14 protein-coding genes are annotated in these 19,907 nt (G+C 46.2%); 7 read left to right on the top strand and 7 right to left on the bottom strand.

Going from position 1 to position 19,907, the window contains the following annotated elements:
* Positions 1 to 30 precede the first annotated feature (30 nt).
* Both ppx and ppk1 read right to left on the bottom strand, forming a co-directional pair.
* A complete protein-coding gene (ppx, locus tag J4N45_RS03040; protein WP_252013590.1) occupies positions 31 to 1,566 on the bottom strand; it encodes an exopolyphosphatase in 1,536 nt (511 codons plus the stop codon).
* Positions 1,523 to 3,652, bottom strand: coding sequence for a polyphosphate kinase 1 (gene ppk1 / locus J4N45_RS03045; protein ID WP_252013592.1), 2,130 nt, complete (start codon positions 3,650 to 3,652; stop codon positions 1,523 to 1,525). The genes ppx and ppk1 overlap by 44 nt, the downstream gene beginning before the upstream one ends.
* A 285-nt stretch (positions 3,653 to 3,937) precedes the next feature.
* Here ppk1 and J4N45_RS03050 point away from each other — a divergent pair, with 285 nt between their 5' ends.
* The 4 genes from J4N45_RS03050 to phoU are packed head-to-tail and all read left to right on the top strand — an operon-like array spanning position 3,938 to position 9,328.
* Complete coding sequence (locus J4N45_RS03050; RefSeq protein WP_252013593.1) at positions 3,938 to 6,106, top strand: ABC transporter permease subunit; 2,169 nt, start codon at positions 3,938 to 3,940, stop codon at positions 6,104 to 6,106.
* A 20-nt stretch (positions 6,107 to 6,126) separates the two neighbouring features.
* Positions 6,127 to 7,773, top strand: a complete 1,647-nt coding sequence (gene pstA / locus J4N45_RS03055; protein WP_252013594.1) for a phosphate ABC transporter permease PstA — start codon at positions 6,127 to 6,129, stop codon at positions 7,771 to 7,773.
* A 2-nt stretch (positions 7,774 to 7,775) separates the two neighbouring features.
* On the top strand, positions 7,776 to 8,594 hold the full coding sequence (gene pstB / locus J4N45_RS03060; RefSeq protein WP_234494455.1) for a phosphate ABC transporter ATP-binding protein PstB: 819 nt from the start codon (positions 7,776 to 7,778) through the stop codon (positions 8,592 to 8,594).
* Between the two features lie 38 nt (positions 8,595 to 8,632).
* Positions 8,633 to 9,328, top strand: coding sequence for a phosphate signaling complex protein PhoU (phoU, locus tag J4N45_RS03065; RefSeq protein WP_128647928.1), 696 nt, complete (start codon positions 8,633 to 8,635; stop codon positions 9,326 to 9,328).
* A 5-nt stretch (positions 9,329 to 9,333) separates the two neighbouring features.
* Here phoU and J4N45_RS03070 read toward each other — a convergent pair whose 3' ends face one another.
* The 5 genes from J4N45_RS03070 to J4N45_RS03090 all read right to left on the bottom strand — a co-directional run bounded on the left by J4N45_RS03070 (position 9,334) and on the right by J4N45_RS03090 (position 13,216).
* Positions 9,334 to 9,822 (bottom strand): DUF481 domain-containing protein, encoded by a 489-nt coding sequence (locus J4N45_RS03070; protein WP_234494454.1) that lies wholly within the window; start codon positions 9,820 to 9,822, stop codon positions 9,334 to 9,336.
* 90 nt (positions 9,823 to 9,912) lie between these two features.
* The gene (locus J4N45_RS03075) at positions 9,913 to 10,854 is read right to left on the bottom strand and encodes a LysR family transcriptional regulator (RefSeq protein WP_252013595.1); all 942 of its coding nucleotides are present in this window, start codon (positions 10,852 to 10,854) and stop codon (positions 9,913 to 9,915) included.
* The gene (gene ppk2, locus J4N45_RS03080) at positions 10,847 to 11,635 is read right to left on the bottom strand and encodes a polyphosphate kinase 2 (protein ID WP_252013596.1); all 789 of its coding nucleotides are present in this window, start codon (positions 11,633 to 11,635) and stop codon (positions 10,847 to 10,849) included. The genes J4N45_RS03075 and ppk2 overlap by 8 nt, the downstream gene beginning before the upstream one ends.
* A gap of 31 nt (positions 11,636 to 11,666) precedes the next feature.
* On the bottom strand, positions 11,667 to 12,416 hold the full coding sequence (locus tag J4N45_RS03085) for a copper homeostasis protein CutC (RefSeq protein WP_252013597.1): 750 nt from the start codon (positions 12,414 to 12,416) through the stop codon (positions 11,667 to 11,669).
* 191 nt (positions 12,417 to 12,607) lie between these two features.
* The gene (locus tag J4N45_RS03090) at positions 12,608 to 13,216 is read right to left on the bottom strand and encodes a peroxiredoxin (protein ID WP_042476179.1); all 609 of its coding nucleotides are present in this window, start codon (positions 13,214 to 13,216) and stop codon (positions 12,608 to 12,610) included.
* A 187-nt stretch (positions 13,217 to 13,403) separates the two neighbouring features.
* Between J4N45_RS03090 and J4N45_RS03095 the strand changes: the two genes are divergently transcribed.
* From J4N45_RS03095 to J4N45_RS03105, 3 genes are all read left to right on the top strand, one after another.
* Positions 13,404 to 14,309, top strand: coding sequence for a hydrogen peroxide-inducible genes activator (locus J4N45_RS03095; protein ID WP_252013598.1), 906 nt, complete (start codon positions 13,404 to 13,406; stop codon positions 14,307 to 14,309).
* 858 nt (positions 14,310 to 15,167) lie between these two features.
* Positions 15,168 to 18,761, top strand: coding sequence for an ATP-binding protein (locus J4N45_RS03100; RefSeq protein WP_252013599.1), 3,594 nt, complete (start codon positions 15,168 to 15,170; stop codon positions 18,759 to 18,761).
* Positions 18,758 to 19,900, top strand: coding sequence for an EAL domain-containing response regulator (locus J4N45_RS03105; RefSeq protein WP_252013600.1), 1,143 nt, complete (start codon positions 18,758 to 18,760; stop codon positions 19,898 to 19,900). The genes J4N45_RS03100 and J4N45_RS03105 overlap by 4 nt, the downstream gene beginning before the upstream one ends.
* Positions 19,901 to 19,907 lie beyond the last annotated feature (7 nt).

Below are 19,907 nucleotides of genomic sequence, written 5' to 3' on the forward strand. Positions count from 1 at the left end.
AAAAAAGCGGCGCATTAGTACGCCGCTTTTTTATTGGATCTCGAGTTGCCAGCCAGCAGCTTCCCAGTATGTTTGCTCGGTCTGCAGATCTGCCTGAAGCAGCTTGTTTTGCTCCAGCCAATCATCTTGTTCACTGCTCAGCAGCCATTTATCTTCTTCGATGCTCAGCGTAAGAGGAAGCAGCTCTTCATTTCGCTGTCCATTAACCAAGATCGATAGGCGCAGTATGCGAATCAAACCCAAGATGTGTTTTTTCTTAAACAGCGTGAATTCGGGAAGCTCTTGCAGCTTTAGGGATTTGCGCTGAAAACGGGCTAAGGTCGCTAGCACCAGTTGCTGCTCACTATTGAATCCCGGCATCGTGGTGTGATTAAGAATGTAGCTCGAATGTCGATGAAACGCTTGATAGCTGATGCTCAATCCCACCTCATGCAGCAGAGCACTCCACTCAAGCAGGCTAAATAGCTCACTTTTCTTTTTAAGCCCCAAAGCTTCATGGGTTTGACTCAAGAACTCGTTCGCCTGCCCACGCACTTTCGCTGCATGCTCAAGGTCGACAAAGTGTTTGGCTGCCAGGTTTTCGGTGGTGCGCATGCGAATGTCGGAGCGCTGGAAGTGCTCTTCCATTTCGTAGAGTAGCCCTTCACGCAGCGCCCCTGGTGAGAAATGCATCTCACGGATTTTAAGGCTTTCAAATATCGCTGTCAGTATCGCTACGCCCGCGGCAAACACAGGTTTACGCTCAATGGTTAGTCCTGAGAGTGCAATGTCATCAATGGAGTCAAACTCGCAGAGTTTGTCGATGAGCTTATAAAGACGCTTATTGGTGATGATGCCATCTTCATTCCCTAGCCCGACAAGAACCTCTTTGATTGCCTTAATGGTGCCCGATGAGCCAAGAGCAACCTCCCAGCCTTTTTTCTTGTAGCGGGGAGAGAGGGCTTCCAAACGTTGCCTTGCGGACAAGATGGCTTTGGTGAAGTTTTTCGATGAGAGTTTGCCGTTGGCGAAAAACTTATTGGTATAGCTAACGCAGCCCATCTGTGTGCTGTTTAGCAATACAGGTTCAAAGGCTTTACCGATGATGAGCTCGGTACTACCGCCTCCGATATCGACCACAAGTTTAGAATTCGACTCAGTTTGGGTGTGCGCCACGCCTGTGTAGATCAAACGTGCTTCTTCTTCGCCGGGAATGACCTCGATAGGAAAGGGGAGTACCTCTCGAGCGCGCTGTAGAAAGATATGAGCGTTGTTAGCGATTCTCAGGGTATGTGTAGCCGCAATGCGGACGTTATCCACCTCAAAGCCTTGTAGACGCTCTGCGAACATAGCGAGGCACTCGAGTCCTCGCTTAATCGCCGCATTGTCTAGATTCCCTTCGGCATCTAATCCCGATGCCATGCGCACGCGCTGCTTGTGTCGACTGACGAGTTGAAGATCTTGTCCAACGACCTTTGCAACCACCATATGGAAGCTATTTGACCCCAGGTCTATAGCGGCCACATCCTTGGCTACGACTTCATTATTCGTCTGGTCTATCGTGTTCGTGTCCTTGGTTTGACTCATACTGCTCTAGTTGTTCTTTGTTTTTTCTTGTTTGCTTCTCTATCTGTTTAAGATAGTCGTAAATAGCAATTTGTGAACGAACTTTCTTGCGATTACCGCGTGGGACATAGGTATTGCTCATCTCTTTATCTAACCAACGCGCCTTCACCGTGTCGGTAAAGTGAATATTGACGATATCGATAATGCGCTGTTTTAAGCGTTCGTCACGCACAGGTGCTGCCACCTCAATACGGTGATCGATGTTTCGAGTCATCCAGTCCGCTGAGGAAATGTATACCTGTGGGTCGCCATCATTGTGGGCAATGATAACGCGAGGGTGTTCCAAAAAGCGATCTACGATGCTGATAATTTTGATGTTATCACTGACGCCTTCCACTCCCGGTACCAAAGAGCACATGCCGCGAATGATCATATTGATTTTTACGCCTGCGTTGCTTGCTCCGTAAAGCTTGTTCACCAACCCTTTATCGACAAGGTTGTTCACTTTGAGTGTTAGTGCCGCCTTTTTGCCGGCTTTAGCATTAGCAATCTCTGTATCGATGAGTCGGTACAATTGTTTGCGTGAGTTGCGCGGAGAAACTATCAGATGATTGAATCTCACTGGGCGGTATGGGTTCTCGATGTAGCCAAAGACATTGCGGACTTCATCGGTGATCTCTTGATCGGCTGTCAGTAGCGAGAAGTCGGTGTAGATGCGTGCGGTTTTTTCGTGGAAGTTACCCGTACCGACGTGGGCATAGCGAACGATTTCTTCGTTTTCACGGCGGCTAATGAGCAGTAGCTTGGAGTGGATTTTTAAGCCCGGCGCACCAAAGATGACATGTACCCCATTTTCTGTGAGTACCTTTGACCATTCAATATTGGCTTCTTCATCAAATCGAGCTTGAAGCTCCACCACTACCGTGACGCTCTTGCCATTGTGAACCGCATCGATTAGCGAGTTCATGAGGCGAGAATCCTTCGCGACACGGTAGATATTAATTTTAATACTCAAGACCTTAGGATCGAAAGATGCTTGGCGTACAAACTCAGTGATGTGTTCAAAGGTATGGTATGGGTAATAGAGCAGAATATCTTGAGCGCGAATCGCATCAAAGGTGTTGTCGTAACCATCAAAGTCAGCGCTGCGCATTGGTGGCAGCGGTTTGTTTTCTAGATACTCGCGACCCACATTTGGGAAGCCAATAAAGTCTTTGAAGTTGTGGTAACGACCACCAGGAATCAAGCTGTCATAGTTTGAGATACCAAGCTTGTCGCACAGGGTCGTTAGCATGGCTTCAGGCATCTCTCGTTCATACACAAATCTTACGGGCATCGCGGTTAAGCGCTGGCTAACCCCTTCAGACATCTGCTCGAGCAGGCTGTGTTCCACCTCATGGCTCAGGTCGTATTCTGCATCTCGGGTCATCTTCATGGCATAGCCACTAAGTTCATCGTAATCGAAGAAGCCACGGAAAATATCGTCTAAGCAGTATCGAATAATGTTATCGAGCAATATGATGGTTTTACGGCGTTTGCCTTTTTGCTCTGGGACCATGACGAAGCGCGGAAGGTGATCGGTTGGGATCTCCAAGATCGCGTACTTAGACGTCTCGTCTTTTTTCATGTCCACAACAATATAGGCGTACTCGTCCTTTAGGAATTGCAGTACGTCGATATCATCTTTGAGCATAAGTGGGGTAATGTGAGGAAGCACTTCCTTCATGAAGTATTTCTTGACCCACTTCTGCTGCGTTTCGTTGAGCTGGGTTTCGTTGACAAGGAAGATACGGCGACGTGCCATTTCAAGAATGAGTTCGTTGTAGAGCTCATCAAAGCGCAGGTTCAGTTTTAGTGCTTTGCTCTGCATCTTACCGAGCAGGTGTTTTGAGTTGTCGTTCACACCACGGTCTTGATTGATCAATATTCTGCGTTTTACATCTGAGAAGCGTACTTTGTAGAACTCATCGAGGTTATTGGAGAAGATCCCTAGAAAACGGATTCGCTCAATTAACGGAACGGTTTTATCCGCCGCCTCTTGCAAGACTCGTTCATTGAAAGATAACCAACTTAGCTCTTTCTCGATATACAGTTTTTCTGCGCTCATACACTCAACCACCGACACTTTTCACTCACCTTAAGTTGCTGATGAGTGGGATGTAAGACTAATCTGATCGTGAACCTTAGAGATTGTATATGACATTTTTATTTCAAAAAGCGTGCAACGCGGCACAATTCATTATTTTCAGCACGTTAGATGCTATGTAATATAACTGTCATCTGAACGACATATTATGTTGAGGCAATTCGTGCATGCTGTTCATTAGCCTCAATCCCTTGGTGGCAAACGCCTCAAACACTCATACTGCATCAAAGAGAACGAACGTAAACTATGGCAACGGCCAAATTTTCACTACATACCAAAGACAGAAAACGTCTGATTAAAGATCGCCTCGTGCGTTGGATCGTTTCATTTGGTGGATTGAGTGTGCTGGCAGGTTTGATCTTTATCTTCGTTTACCTCGCCTTTGTGACTTTGCCGCTGTTTTCAGAGAATGAAGTGACGTGGCGTGAGCGTAGCCAAGCTGTCAATATTCAATCAGGACCTGAGTTAAGTATAGTCAGCGACGGTGGTAAGCATGCGGCTTACTTCTATCGTGACGGCACTATTGTTGAGCAGTCACTGGTCTCGGGTTCACAAACGTCCTCCCAATACCTTGGACAAGAGGTGTCGGTGCAATCTTCAGATTCGAAGACATTGCTGATAAAAAATGATGCGCTGCAATGGACGGCAATTAATCCAAAATTTCAGGTTGACCCGAGTAGTGGGGACGCCAAACTCCTCATTGAGACACCTACTGAAAAAGATTGGTTTACGATCAATGAACCTGCTTTAATCGATGCCGTTGTCACCAAGCAAATCAAGGCCATCGCTTCAGTTGATAACCAAGGATTTGTGCATCTTGATATACGTAATACTGCGACGGATGCAGCATTCAGCTCTTTCTCATCATTCGGCCCTATTGAAGATGCGAGTGATATCATAGTCACCCCAGACGCGAAGACCATCTATGTAAAAGCGGGGAATAGCTTAGCGGTTATCAACCGCGAGCCGCAGGCTCTAAAAGTTCGTGAGATCATCGATCTATCAACACCAAATGGAGCTCAAGCGACACATATCCAATTATTGTCGGGTGCCTACTCCTTGTTGGTTCAATACGACAATCAGCAGGTATGGCAATGGTTTGATGTTTTGGCTAATGGCGAACGAACGTTGACGCCAGTCCGCTCCTTTCAGTTTGATGCGGATATTTTTGCGTTAATTCCAGAGACTATGAGTAAAGGCTTTGCAGTTGTATTGGATGATGGTCGTTTCCAAACCCTATATACGACCAGTGAAAAGTTAGTGACGGAGAGCCAGCTGCCTAAAGGTGAGCTGAAGACATTCGCTATTTCGAACAACAATGACCATGCGTTGTTGGTTACCGGAGAGCACAATTTTACCGCGTTCATCCCTAACGATCACAAAGAGATTTCATTCAGCGCGCTGTGGCAAAAGGTGTGGTACGAGAGTTATCCAGAGCCTGAATTTATCTGGCAAACTACCGCTGCATCTGACGATTTTGAGGGTAAGTACAGCCTAGTGCCTATCGCCTTTGGAACCATTAAAGCGGCAATGTTCGCGATGTTGTTCTCAGTGCCGATTGCTGTATTTGGTGCCATTTATACAGCGTATTTTATGTCGTCTAAAATGCGTAAGGTCGTCAAGCCTACCATTGAGTTGATGGAAGCTCTGCCCACAGTCATTATCGGTTTTTTGGCGGGGTTGTGGTTTGCGCCTATTGTCGAAACACACCTTCCAGCAATCCTTCTTCTGCTGGTGGCGCTGCCTCTGCTATCGCTGCTTACTGGCGCAGTATGGTATGCGATCCCTAGAGCTTACACCTCTAAATTACCGAGCGGACTTCATCCGTTTACTCTGATTCCGGTGATCATCACCGCTATCTATCTCGCGATGACCTTCTCAAGTGATATGGAAGTGATGTTCTTTAACGGCGATGCGAGGGTATTCTTAGCTCAGCATGGCATTGATTTTGACCAGAGAAACGCCCTAGTCGTTGGCTTTGCGATGGGGTTTGCTGTGATCCCAACCATTTTCACTATCGCTGAGGATGCGATTTTCTCCGTGCCAAAACACCTTTCGGACGGCTCTCTAGCGCTCGGTGCAACCCAGTGGCAGACTTTGATTTATGTTGTGCTACTTACCGCCAGTCCCGGTATTTTCTCTGCGGTGATGATGGGTTTGGGTCGCGCTGTGGGTGAAACCATGATTGTGTTAATGGCGACAGGTAATACTCCGATTCTAGATTGGAACATCTTTGAGGGTATGCGAACCTTGTCGGCTACCATGGCGGTAGAGTTGCCAGAGTCAGAAGTCGGCAGCAGTCATTATCGCTTGTTGTTCTTAATCGCTTTGATCTTGTTTAGTTTTACTTTTGTTGTGAATTCGCTAGCTGAGTGGGTGAGACAAAGACTCAGGGAGAAATACAGTGCGCTGTAGTCATCGAAAGGAGCCTAGCTATGTTTAAGTGGCTCAAATCTGGTGCGCCTTGGGTTTGGTTAACAGGGGGCGCGGTAAGCATCAGTCTGATTTCCGTATTAGGACTACTGCTGCTCATTGGTTGGCGCGGCCTTACCTATTTCTGGCCGGCTCCCTTATATCAATGGCAAGATGATAACGGCTCAGCGTTAATCGGTCAGGTGTACTCGAAGACTTGGGTGCAGACTTACAATATCCCGAATGCGAACGAACTGCTGCCTCAAGAGGTTTTAGAAGCCGGAAAGGTAGAGCGCTATAGCATCAAGATAGCTAACCGAGATCTTTACGGTATTGATTTTGTTTCGCTGCTTTCCTCCGAGCTTCATCAGCAGCAAACCCCGAGCGACTTAGTGGTTATTGAGCGTACGCGTGGCGGTGATTTTTTCGGACGAATTCTGGCTCTAAAAGGTCCGCAGGGCGAGGTTAATACGTCGCTGGAAAGCTTGCTCAGAATAGAGCTTAGCCAGATTGAAATGACCAGAGATCAAATCGACGCCATTATCGAGAGAAGGCTCAAAGGCCTGAACCATCAGCTTGAGGCTCTGCGTCTTAAGCAGCGTCGAGATAAACTCAACGGTGTGCTCACAGATGAACTAAGTGAGCGCTATCAGCAGCAAAATGCGATCATCCGTCAGCAATTGAGCCAAACTGAAGTTGAGCTTGATGAATTGCGTGCTGAGCTAGCGAGTAAGGTTTTGGTCGTTGAAGATATGCGCGGCGAGCGTTTAGAGATTGGACTTAACCGAGTGCTCGATTTCTGGTACCCCAACCAAATGAACTACCCAGATAAGCTATCTCATTGGGGGGGACAGGTATGGAAGTTTCTTTCCGATGAGCCACGTGAGTCGAACTCTGAAGGTGGTGTGTTCCCCGCGATCTTCGGCACCGTATTGCTGGTAATTATCATGTCGGTCATGGTGATGCCGCTTGGTGTATTGGTTGCGGTCTATCTACATGAGTATGCGGAGAATAACCTACTCACTCGGATGATACGGGTTGGGGTTATTAACCTTGCTGGTGTACCTTCTATTGTTTACGGTGTTTTCGGCTTAGGCTTTTTTGTTTACACCATAGGTGGCTCGATAGACTCGCTGTTTTACGCTGAGCGCTTGCCTGCACCTACATTTGGTACGCCAGGGCTGTTGTGGTCGTCATTGACGCTCGCCATTCTCACGCTACCTGTGGTGATTGTTGCCACAGAAGAAGGATTGAATCGAATTCCGCTATCAGCTCGACATGGATCGCTTGCGCTGGGGGCAACCCAATCTGAGACGCTCTGGCGTATCGTTTTGCCTATGGCAAGCCCTGCGATTATCACTGGGCTTATTTTGGCGGTTGCGAGAGCCGCAGGCGAGGTAGCACCTCTCATGCTGGTGGGTGTTGTGAAACTGGCTTCAAGCTTACCGGTGGATTCTCAGTTCCCGTTCTTACACCTTGAACGCAAATTTATGCATTTGGGTTTTCATATCTATGATGTCGGTTTTCAGACGTCTAATATTGAGGCGGCAAGGCCATTGGTCTACGCTACCTCTTTCTTGCTGGTGACCGTTGTCGTTGGGCTAAACTTAACCGCAATAGCAATACGAAATAACCTGCGCGAAAAATATCGCACATTAGGACAAGATTAAGCATGTTTTCTATCAACCAAACTTTGGGCTATCCAACGCCTTTAGATGTGAACAACCTAAGTGATGATCAAACCGCCATCGCTATTGAAAACTTGAATCTGTACTATGGCGATAAGCAGGCGCTAGATAATGTGTCGATGCGTATACCTAAAGGGCAGGTCACTGCGTTCATCGGTCCTTCAGGGTGTGGCAAGTCGACCCTTCTGCGCTGCATCAATCGAATGAATGATTTGATCGAAGGCTGCACTGTCGAGGGCAAGGTGAAGTTGCATGGGGGTAATGTTTATCACCCCAAAGTCGATGTAGCGACACTGCGTCGCCGCGTAGGCATGGTGTTTCAAAGACCAAATCCGTTCCCTAAGTCGATCTATGAGAACGTCGTCTATGGTCTTAGGCTGCAAGGGGTGAAAAACAGTCGTAATCTCGACGATGCCGTAGAGCGTTCACTGCGAGCAGCTGCGCTATGGGATGAAGTAAAAGACCGTCTTCACGAAAATGCGTTTGGACTCTCTGGTGGCCAGCAGCAGCGCTTGGTCATTGCACGAGCCATCGCCATTGAACCAGAGGTACTGCTTCTTGATGAACCAACCTCGGCACTCGACCCTATTTCTACCTTGACCATTGAAGAGCTGATTAACGATCTGAAAACCAAGTATACGGTTGTGATCGTTACTCATAATATGCAGCAAGCCGCGCGCGTTAGTGACCATACTGCGTTTATTCATTTAGGAAAACTGGTAGAGTACGCGGATACAGATACTATATTTACTTCACCGATTGAAAAACAAACGGAAGACTACATCACTGGTCGATACGGCTAATGAGACTAGCCTTAGTTTAAAACAGGAAACCTTCACACATGCATTTTGGTCGTCACATCTCAGGTCAGTTTAATGCCGAGCTTGAGTCTATTCGTACCCATGTTTTGACCATGGGAGGCTTAGTGGAACAGCAGTTGTCGTTTGCGATGCAAGCATTGCACAAAGACGATATTGAGCTCGCCCGCAAAGTGGTACGAGATGACCATAAGGTGAATGCGATGGAGGTATCTATCGATGAAGCCTGTACTCGTATCATCGCTAAGCGACAGCCAACGGCGAAAGATCTTCGTTTGGTTATGGCGATCATCAAAACCATTACCGATCTAGAGCGTATTGGTGATGTTGCCACACGCATCGCTTATGTTGCTATTGAGCAACCATCGACGAAGCATCAAAAGTTTCACGTCTCCTTAGAGCCGCTGTGCCGTCAAGCGATTGCAATGTTGCATCAGGTATTGGATGCCTTTGCTCGTATGGATGTGGATGCGGCAGCAGAGGTGTACAAGTTAGATGATAAGCTGGATGCTGAGTATGAAGCTGTAATTCGTCAGTTGATGACTTACATGATGGAAGACCCAAAGAATATCCCAAATATCCTTCAGGTCATGTGGTCAGCAAGAGCGATAGAGCGTGTCGGTGACCGCTGTCAGAACATTTGTGAGTACATCATCTACTTCGTTAAGGGCAAGGACGTACGCCACCTTGATGAGAAAGCGATAAACGACATTCTGTAGCTAAGTTAGAAGCGCCCAACCACACCAAAGTTGAGTGAAAAGTGTGAGCCCATTGAGATAAAGGTGTTGCTCGCACCAAACACGTCGTAGTCAAACCCCGTTCTCAGGCCAAAGCTTGGATTCAGCATATAGACATACCCTGCACTGATGCTAAGTCCGTTTGCATCTCGGTGTGAAAGCTCACTATTGGTGCGTTTCTCACCTCGATAATTGGCTACTCCAATCTCTGCCTGAAGACCATAGTTTTCTCGGTCGCCAAACATGTGCTGTAAACCGAGACGATATGAGTTGATTGTCTCATCGTAGCGGTCAGTGTCGTAGTATTTGTGGGCATAACTGAAATAGACCGCATCCATTCCTAATGCATCCGCAACGCCAAGCTGTATCCCTGCTCCATTGAATACGCCGATTTTGACATCGGGTGACACATGAATACTCTGCGCTTGGGCACCCATCGATAACGCGGCACAGAGTGGAAGTAGTAGCTTTTTCATAGTAATACCTAATCACAGACAAACAGGAAAGTGCGCCGATGGTAGCGGCTCTGCTGATTGGTGACTAAAAAGCATCGCTAATAGCGTTTATTAGCGATGCTTATCGGTATAGAGAGGAAGCTTTCGTTTGATGATCGACTCAATCCACTTTGCTTTGGGAGAGTGGCGATTCTTATTGTGGACATAACCAAATAGGCTCTTGGTGTAAGTCTGATTGTCGACTTCCACCTTAAGTGATCTTAAGTTTGGGTAGTTGTGTATCGGGAATAGATTGGAGTGGGGCAGGAGCATATCCGTAGACTCAATCACATCGATAAGTGCGAGCAGCATTTCTGAGCGAAAGCCGACCTTAGGTGTATACCCCTGACGTTCGAGAATATGACTTGCGTAACTAAAGTGGTCATTCCATCCAGGAGAGATGAGCGAGGTGAGTTCATAGCCGACAGAGTCTAAAGGCGTAATAACTGACTTCTTAATCGGGTGTTCTTTTCTGACGATGATGCGACCCTCTAAGTCGAAGATCTTGTCTCGCGCTAACTCTTTCGATAGGTTTTCGAGATCGTAATGCACGCCGTAAAAAACTTCACCACTGCGTATTTGCTCTGCGGTGGTTTGACTCCAGCTAAGCAGCTCGAGATTAACGTTTGGTGCTTGTTGACGAATCTCTGTAAATAACCCTCCCGCCAAAGACGCCATCACAATAGGGGCGAGCGCGATTTTAATGGTTCCGCTTAGCTCTGAAGGCTCGAACTCATTTAGGTTATTGAGGGCAGTTTCTAATCCATCAAGATAAGGTGCGATTTTGTCTTCTAGCTGCAGTGCAAACGGAGTAGGGTCAAGGCCGCCTTGAACCTTAACGAAGAGTTCATCGTCAAAGGTTGCTCGTAGCTTTTGCAGCGCCTGACTGACCGCGGGTTGAGTGACAAAAAGTCGTTCAGCGGTTTTTCGCATATTGCGCTCATGCAGCAATATTCGGAATGTTCTCAGTAAGTTGAGATCAGCTTTGTAAAATAGATTGGTCGAATCATTCATAATTATCGGGGACGAAAGATTGCTCTTCGATCGGCGTTCGCATGTAGCCTTCTTTGTTTAGTTCTGGCAGGGTGATGTCTGGATAGCTGACTTCCTGGTACTCAATCTGGCTGAGCAAATGACTGATACAGTTTAGTCGAGCTCGCTTCTTATCATCAGAGGGGACCACCCACCATGGACACTGTTTAGTATCGGTATACGAGAACATGGTGTCTTTGGCTTCTGAATATTCAGCCCAGCGGTTACGGGACTCTAAATCCATAGGGCTGAATTTCCAGCGCTTGATAGGCGTGTTGACTCGCTCCAGAAAACGTTTCTCTTGCTCTTCATCGGAAACCGAAAACCAGTACTTAAGTAAGATAATACCAGAGCGCACCAACATACGTTCAAACTCAGGGCAAGAGCGTAGAAACTCTTGATACTGCTCTTCGCTGCAAAAGCCCATGACTTTCTCTACGCCGGCACGATTATACCAACTACGGTCAAACAGCACGATTTCCCCAGCTGACGGTAGGTGAGCTACGTAGCGCTGAAAATACCATTGCGTTTTCTCTTTTTCCGTTGGTGCAGGTAGGGCAGTAACACGGCAAATTCGTGGGTTGAGTTTTTCAGTAATACGCTTGATAACGCCACCTTTACCAGCGGCGTCTCGACCTTCAAAAACAACGACAACTTTTAAACCTTCGTGCTTTACCCACTCTTGTAGCTTTACTAACTCAATCTGTAACCTAGCCAGCTCGCTTTCATAGAGCTTTTTATCCATCTTGTTCTTTTTGCCCATAGAAATCCTTCTCCTTGAATAACCTAGGTGTTTACAGTGAGTTTAGCACCTTAGTGACAGCGCGAATCTTCTCGCTACTGGTAATAGGAATCGCAAAATCGTCGATATCGCTCGCCCCCATCTTGGCATCGTCGGCAATATAATACATCTTACTTTGACGAGTTGACTTGCCTGACAGGTGCACTTCGTTGACTCCGCTGGAGGCAATAATAGAAGCTACATTATCTGAAGATACGCCTGCCCCAGCCATGATAGCGATCCTGCCTTCTGCTTGTTTCACCATGGCGCTCAAGGTCGCTACCCCCTCAGACGCGCTCGCTGCCAGTCCAGAAGTAAGTATTCGCTCACAACCGAGTGCAATGACATCCTCTAGTGCTTGCTCTGGATGCCGGCATTGATCGAATGCACGGTGAAACGTAACGCCTAAATCAAGCTCACGGGCGAGTTTAACCAGTCGAATGGAGCGTGGCATATCAACATGTCCCTCTTTGTCGAGAAGACCAAGGACGACGCCACTCGCACCATATTTGGCAGCGGTGCGAATGTCTTCTGCCATGATTTCCACATCGTCACAGTCATAAAGGAAATCACCTTGGCGAGGCCTAATCATGACGTAAATAGGGATGGAAGAAGATTGAACCGCTTGTTTGATAAGTCCTGCATTAGGGGTTAAACCGCCTAGGGCAAGTGAGGAGCATAACTCAATACGAGTTGCACCGCCGGCGATGGCATAAGCGAGTGACTCGATATTGTCGATACAGACTTCAAGTTGGTAACTCATTGTGATTCTCAGTAGAAATACTGCTCTCAATATATCTCTGACAATCGGTTCTGGAAACAGAAAAAGCCCGAGTCGGTGACTCGGGCTTTGTTTTTTGGCTAACTCGTTTCTTCTTCAATGATTGGCGTGCGTTTTCCGCTTTATATATGTCCAACCATCAACCCTGATTGAGCGCAGGGTGAAGGTTCGAATTACTTAGAAAGGTCTTCTGCGTGCTCAGATAGGAACGCTGCAACACCTTTTGGAGATGCGTCCATACCTGCTTTACCTTCTTCCCATTGTGCAGGACAAACTTCGCCGTGCTTCTGGTGGAAGTTAAGAGCGTCAACCATGCGTAGCATTTCGTCGATGTTACGACCTAGTGGTAGGTCGTTAACTACTTGGTGACGTACTAGACCGTCTTCGTCGATTAGGAAAGAACCACGGAAAGCAACGCCTGCTTCTGGGTGCTCAACATCGTACGCTTTGCAGATTTCGTGTTTAACGTCTGCAACAAGTGGGTATTTCACTTGACCGATACCGCCATCTTCAATAGCAGTGTTACGCCATGCGTTGTGAGAGAACTGAGAATCGATAGAAATACCGATAACTTCACAACCTTTAGCTTGGAAATCAGCTAGACGGTTGTCGAATGCAATCAGCTCAGATGGGCAAACGAAAGTGAAGTCTAGTGGGTAGAAGAATACAACTGCTTTCTTACCTTTTGTGAACTCAGCGAAGTTGAAGTTCTCAACGATATCACCGTTACCTAGAACAGCTGCTGCAGTAAAGTCTGGGGCTTGACGACCAACTAGTACCATTTTTTTTGCTCCTAAATAGAGTTTATTTCAAACCTTTTCGGTTTGGTCCGTGTTTGTGCGAGACAAACTATAGTACACATTGTAGTATTGAAAAAAGCGAAATTAATAGATTAATTCCATCGAAAAAAGCGATGAAGCCATAGGGCTTATTCCTTTTTTGATTCTGGTCCCAAAACAGGCAGTTACCATGAACAAATGGCCAAGTTTAAAGCAGCTTCATTACCTGGTTACCCTTCATGAAACCCGACACTTTAGTGAAGCAGCTGAACGTTGTTTCGTCAGTCAATCGACACTGAGTAAGGGTATTCAAAATCTCGAAGAACTCATCGGTTGTCCTCTTTACGAAAAGAAAGACAAGAAAAGCCCGCTCGTGTTTACTCAAGCGGGTGAGATGGTGGTGTCCCAGGGACGTGAGCTGTTGGCAAAGGGACAGGATCTTATTGAATTAGGTAGCCTTTGCCAGGGCGACGTCATGCAAGGCCAACTTAAGCTTGGTTGTATTCCGACTATCGCACCGTTTTTGCTGTGTGATTTGGTTCAGGAAATTAATGCGCGCTACCCTCAGCTTAACCTTCTACTTAGAGAAGACACGACAGCCAACTTACTCGCGGCGCTGCGCCATGGTGAACTTGATGTACTGATCCTTGCACTCCCGATGGATATTGGCACGATGGAAAGCTGCATTGTGGGGCATGACCCGTTTAAGATGGTGATCAGTCGCAATCAGGCTGACAACATCCGCGTCCCAATTAAATATGATGACTTGCCCGACGAATCTGTGTTCTTACTAGAAAACGAGCACTGTCTTACGGAGCATGCGGTTTCTGCGTGTAAGCTTACTGACAAAGAGAAGATTAACCCGTTCAGTGCGACTAGTTTGCATACCTTGGTCCAGATGGTTGCCAATGGTCTAGGTACCACTTTTATCCCTCAAATGGCGATAGAGCACGGTCTGTTGGAGAATCAAAACTTGATCGTGGTTGAGCCTCCTGGTCAGCAAGCGCACCGAGATATTGGACTCGTATGGCGTCCAAGTTCTTCAAGACGAGACTCTTTCTTACAGCTAGCAGACGTCGTCTCGGAGTTGCTATAAATCGACATTCGCAAAACTAGCCCTGTGAGCACTAGTGAAAGGCACCGATTAAGGTGCCTTTTTTAGTATGAATAACTAGTCCGGCATTTTTTTTCTGTTCAGGCTTTAGCGAGTACTTCGAATTAGTTTTCAATCATTTCGGCGACTTCACCTTGTCAATTTTACATTGTGATATTTAGAAAAAGCACAGGCCGTATTGAAAAACTCTACATGCCTGTAGGGAGAAGTCGATTTGGCTCGTCTTACGCTAATTTGAATCAGTTTCTTGGGTGTACAGAGTTTGTAATTTAATTACGTAACTATAACCTAGTTAAGGTTGAGTAAGGCTCTTTAGAGCCAATAGAACAAACTGTCGAAATACCAAAAATGGCCACTTTAGAGTTGTAACTCTAAAGTGGGTTGGGTAATGTAACTGCATGGTTTTGAGGTTTTTAAGGCAATGTTAAGTCGCTACTTTGTATACTGAGCCATCAAAGTATCTACTTAGAAAAATGCCAAGTTTTTTAGTCAATAGTTCATCACCTGTTGTTTGAAAGCTACAAATGAAAACTTCCACTAAACCTGTTTTGAGCACTGCCCCACGTGGTCGATAACGACCACTGATTGTCGGTAGATTTGAGCGGCGCAAGCCGCTTCTTTTTTATGCGATGCAACCCACTTCGCTATTAAGCTTCTCTCGGATTTATTTGTATTATAAATGTGTAGGAATATTAGGAGATTTATGTAGTCCTAGACTTACATCTTATAAAAAGACTCATAATATCAGTGTATTATATTAATTACTCTTTTTGGGGTACGTTTGACTAATAGATCGTCGTTCATATGATGCGTACTCAATAGCAAAGAGAGTACTGCCTTATGAAACGTTGGTTAACGTCTGTATTGTCCTTATTCATCGTTAGCTTTTCAGGGCTACTACTGGCTGACGAACTGATGTTGTCAGAGCAGGAGAGAGAGTATTTAACTAAGAAGGATAAACTGCGCGTTGCTGTGTTAGCGACAAGGCAGAGTCAAGATACTCCAGGGGAGTATGTAGGGCAGTATTTTTCGACATCAAATGACTATGTGAGCAGCTTAGCGGCCATTCTTAATCTTCCTATTACCCTTAAAAAGTACCCAAACATCGACGCAGTTTTCGATGCGGTGAGTCGTGGTGAAGTGGATATTGCAATGGGTTACAGCATGACGGAAGAGCGGCGTAAAAAAGTTCTTTTTTCTAACCCGTTTTACCAGACATCGACTGCGGTCTACCTCGCCGATCCTCACAATACAACCAGACCCGAGGAACGAAGGCGCTGGGCTTGTTTAAGTGGCTCTGTCTATTGTGAGGTTATTCAGCAGCAAACCAATCAACGTCCAGCAATGGTAGATAGCTTTGATATGGGCGTGGCTTTAGTGCATTCAGGAAAGGCGCATGCTTTGGTCGCCAGTTATATCAATATTGCCAACTATGTAGATTCAAATAACGATCTGCATGCCTCAATTGAATTTCCTAAATGGCTACCGAGAGAAGAAGTTCGATTAGTTGCGTCTTACGAGCAGTCCGTGTTGGTGGATATCATTAACAAAGTGATCCAGCTTGCGAATGACAATAGACTGCCGAGTTACTTTTCGTCATCGAACCCTTATTACTTACTGGATAAGGCGTTGATAGCATTTCATTCGCTTCATGAGGATGAAGTCGTGACGTACTCGATGCGTGATAATCTTCCACCGCTCATCTCACAGTCATCTTCAGGGAACTACATAGGTGCAATTCCGGACTTCATGTCCATGCTTGGTTCCAGAGTTGGGGTTGATATTCAATATTTGCCATTGGACAGCGAGTCCTCCGCTGATTTGGGAGTCGTCAGTTACGTTGGTCGTAATCCTGTTGCTCATAACTTGGTGACACAGCCTTTCATGACGCTGAAATATCGTGGTGTCGTGGGTGATACAGGAATGATCAAGAGTGACTCTAAAGCAGGGATCCTTATTCAAACCAAGATTAGTCATGTCGAACAACTGCAAACAGAGACCACGTTAAATTTGGTGGCCTATGACGACATCGAGGTCATGTTGAAGGATTTAGAGCAAGGCAAGTTATCAGTGATTTACTTACCGCTAGATGTCGCTAGTACGTTTACAGTGAGTAATCTCATAGGGGAGCAGTATACGCTTATCGATACGGAACTGGAGCTCAACTTAGCGTTCACAGTCAAGCACCAAGACACCGCTTTATTTACTCTGATCAATCAGTTGATCAGCACATTTGATAATGGCGAAGTGCTAAAGATAAAGAACCGCTATCGACAGTTTGAGATGGTCGAAGGCTACAAAAAGCAGACGGTGTGGTACTACAGCGTGTTGGTCTTAATCTTAGTATTCGCTCTATTGGGCGTCTTGTATCTGACACTGTTGAATAGCAAGTTAAAGGTTGAGCACCGCGAACGTCAGGTAAAACAAAAAGACGCCGAGTTAAGGCGACTGCAAGAAATCATCAATGAGTTCAACAGCATTATTTTTATCGCTAAACCCGATGGTGATATTCAGTTGTCCAACTGTCCGAGTTTTCAAAAAGGGCAGTGCCAGAAATGTCTATTGCATGATGAGCAGCGGGCGACGGATGTGCTGTTATTAGGGCAGTTAAAAAGCCTTCCACAAGGTCAGTATCGCATGCAGGGCTGTCAGTTGAACTTTCATGATGTTCAGATAGCCAGTAAATCCATCGAGGATCCTGCGAGTGGCTCTTCACTTTTGCTGACCACTATCAGTGATATTACTGAGCAAAAACGTTATGAGAACAGTATCTTAGAGGCAAATTACCAAGAGCGTCAGGCAGTGAAAGTCAGAGAGCGCTTTCTTGCCATGATGAGTCATGAGCTAAGAACACCGATTGCTGGTTTGCAAGGGGCGCTGGAGCTTATGAGAACAGAGGTACTCTCGCAGAAAGTCGCAACTTTGCAGTCGCAAGCCTATGAATCCGCGTCACACTTGAGCCGGCTCGTAGATACGGTACTGGACTTTTCAAAGCTAGAAGCCAACGAGTTGTCATTGGTCTATGAACCTGCATCCCCACTCGCGTTGGTCAGTGAGGTGGTTCGTCAATTTGAGCCAATGGCCGTAAAGAAAGCACTCAATCTTGAGTTTACGCCACAGATATCCGTTATCGATAAGATCCACTGCGATGGAGTTCGTATTAAACAGGTTCTGGCTAACTTACTTTCGAATGCGATTAAGTTTACCGAATCTGGAGTGGTGTCAGTTCGATATCAAGTTGCGGATGAGCATTTACAACTAACGATATCCGATTCTGGCATCGGTATGAACCCAGAACAGATAGAACTCGCTATCCAGCCATTTAAGCAAGCTGAAGATGCCATTACTACCAGAAAGTTTGGTGGTACTGGGCTTGGGTTGAGCATTGTCTACCAACTGGTGGAGCTGATGCAAGGTCGCATCGAGTGTCACTCTGAACTCGGTAAAGGAACGTGCTTTGTACTGTCCATACCGTTTGAAAACGCAAAACACTACTCAGACAAAGGCCATGTAGAGGTTAAGTTGATACCGAAGTCTCGCCCAGAGCTGGCGTCGTGGCTCAACTGTTGGGGAATGCAGACTAGTTCGGTCAAGTTTCACGACAATGATGAACAGCTGGTTCTATTGCATCGCGGTAATGACTTTGTGCTCAATCTCGTTGAGTCTTCCTATCTGGATCAAATCTATTCCCGTATTGAGCATATCGATGAGGTGATGGGATCGGATGATGTTTTACTATCAGATAAGTTTGCAGCGCGCGTTGTCATTGTTGATGACAACAGTATCAACCTGAGTGTCATGAGATTGCAATTGGAGTATTTAGGCGCGACCGTCTATGCCTTTTCTAATGCCGCGGATGCAACTGAGTTTATCAGCGAAGAGTCTGTCGATATTGTCTTAACTGATTATCAAATGCCAGACATGGATGGCGTTGATTTGGCGACGGCGGTTCACTCAAACCCTTTGAAGCAGCACATTCCAATTATCGTCTGTACAGCGATAAACGATACCATGAAAGTCCTCGAAGAGAATCGAAGTGTGTTTAGTGGCGTACTGAATAAACCGTACACGCTTGAAGAGCTTCATCTGCAGGTATTTCATCATTTAGAAAGTAAGACAGAGTTCCCCGATTGGATTCTTGGATTTCCAGAGCGTGAACGTGCTCAGCTAGCAACCATTTTTGTTGATTCCATGCAAAGAGATATTGCGGCGCTCGGGAAAGCTGAGACCGTATCGGCGATCAAAAAAGTGGCTCACAAAATAAAAGGAGGCAGTGCGATCCTCGGCGTTAAATCTGTGGAGAACATTGCTTTGCAGATAGAACAATGTGAGCTGGGTGAAGTGCAATGGATACTGGATGAGCTGATTGAGGAAATGAATCAACAAGTCGCTCATGTAAACAACTACTTAGCAATGCAGAAGGTTGAATTATGAAGATGCTGATAGTGGATGATGACGACATTCAACTTACTGTACTAAGCAGTCGTTTAGCTCAATATGGAGCCGTCACCTGCGCCAATAGCGCAGCCAAAGCGTTGCAGCTCGTCAAAGGTGAGCAGTACGACATCATCCTTTTCGATGTGGATATGCCCGAGATGGACGGCATAGAGTTTATTGTTGAATTGGGTAGCATGAATGTTAAGTCTGCTGTGGTCATTTGCACGGGGATGGGCGATGCGATAAGCAATACCATCAAAATCATTTGCAAGCGATTCAGCTTCTCTACGGTAGGTCATCTAAGAAAACCTTATAAAGATTCGCAATTAGTACAGGAAATCAGTCGGATTCGCGGGCTTTGTAAGTCAATGCGCTCTCGAATTCCCAAGCAAAGCATTAATGGTGATGAGGTGCTTTTGGCCCTGGCCAATCGAGAGATAAAGAACTACTACCAACCTAAAGTTAGATTCGCTGACGGCAAGGTGATTGGTTTTGAAGTATTGGCGAGATGGATACACCCAATTAAGGGGTTCATCTCACCTGCGGAGTTTTTACCACACGTAGAGCGCCTATCACTGGATGGTGAGCTGTTTGACGTGATCCTTCGCAATACGATTCAAGACTATGAACAGGGTAAACTTCACTACCCAGTCGCGATCAATATCAATGATCGTAACCTGTTGCGTGAGGACTTCACCGATAGCTTTCTGGAGACGTGTCAAACGCATGGCGTGGAACCTTGCTATTTCACCTTTGAACTGACAGAGGCTCATGCTTATGTGGAATCGGTGTGTCTGCTTAAGAACCTAGCAAGACTTCGTTTAAATGGTATCGGTATTTCCATTGATGATTTTGGGACGGGATCCTCCTCTTTGACAAAGCTCTCGTCTATCCCATTCACAGAGATAAAGATCGACCGCGGCTTTGTTAAGGATTGCACGCATAACCCTTCTCATTTGAATATCGTTAAAACCATTCGCTATTTATCGCAAAAGTTGGAGCTAAGGCTGGTGGCTGAAGGCGTTGAAGATGAAGTCGTGTTTGAAGAGCTAAAAAGGTTGGGAGTCGAAGTGTGCCAAGGCTTTCTGACGGGCAAACCTATGCCCATTGAAGCGGTATGCATGATGTATGAGTAAAGGGGCA

Source organism: Vibrio sp. SCSIO 43140, assembly GCF_023716585.1.
GTDB classification, from domain to species: Bacteria; Pseudomonadota; Gammaproteobacteria; order Enterobacterales; family Vibrionaceae; genus Vibrio; species Vibrio maritimus_B.

Excerpts from the sequence above, each read along its gene's own strand:
- ppk2 (WP_252013596.1), bottom strand. The coding sequence starts at position 11,635 with ATGGGCAAAAAGAACAAGATGGATAAAAAGCTCTATGAAAGCGAGCTG.
- J4N45_RS03075 (WP_252013595.1), bottom strand. The coding sequence starts at position 10,854 with ATGAATGATTCGACCAATCTATTTTACAAAGCTGATCTCAACTTACTG.
- J4N45_RS03070 (WP_234494454.1), bottom strand. The coding sequence starts at position 9,822 with ATGAAAAAGCTACTACTTCCACTCTGTGCCGCGTTATCGATGGGTGCC.
- phoU (WP_128647928.1), top strand. The coding sequence starts at position 8,633 with ATGCATTTTGGTCGTCACATCTCAGGTCAGTTTAATGCCGAGCTTGAG.
- pstA (WP_252013594.1), top strand. The coding sequence starts at position 6,127 with ATGTTTAAGTGGCTCAAATCTGGTGCGCCTTGGGTTTGGTTAACAGGG.
- J4N45_RS03090 (WP_042476179.1), bottom strand. The coding sequence starts at position 13,216 with ATGGTACTAGTTGGTCGTCAAGCCCCAGACTTTACTGCAGCAGCTGTT.
- ppx (WP_252013590.1), bottom strand. The coding sequence starts at position 1,566 with ATGAGTCAAACCAAGGACACGAACACGATAGACCAGACGAATAATGAA.
- ppk1 (WP_252013592.1), bottom strand. The coding sequence starts at position 3,652 with ATGAGCGCAGAAAAACTGTATATCGAGAAAGAGCTAAGTTGGTTATCT.
- J4N45_RS03050 (WP_252013593.1), top strand. The coding sequence starts at position 3,938 with ATGGCAACGGCCAAATTTTCACTACATACCAAAGACAGAAAACGTCTG.
- J4N45_RS03085 (WP_252013597.1), bottom strand. The coding sequence starts at position 12,416 with ATGAGTTACCAACTTGAAGTCTGTATCGACAATATCGAGTCACTCGCT.
- J4N45_RS03095 (WP_252013598.1), top strand. The coding sequence starts at position 13,404 with ATGAACAAATGGCCAAGTTTAAAGCAGCTTCATTACCTGGTTACCCTT.
- J4N45_RS03100 (WP_252013599.1), top strand. The coding sequence starts at position 15,168 with ATGAAACGTTGGTTAACGTCTGTATTGTCCTTATTCATCGTTAGCTTT.
- J4N45_RS03105 (WP_252013600.1), top strand. The coding sequence starts at position 18,758 with ATGAAGATGCTGATAGTGGATGATGACGACATTCAACTTACTGTACTA.
- pstB (WP_234494455.1), top strand. The coding sequence starts at position 7,776 with ATGTTTTCTATCAACCAAACTTTGGGCTATCCAACGCCTTTAGATGTG.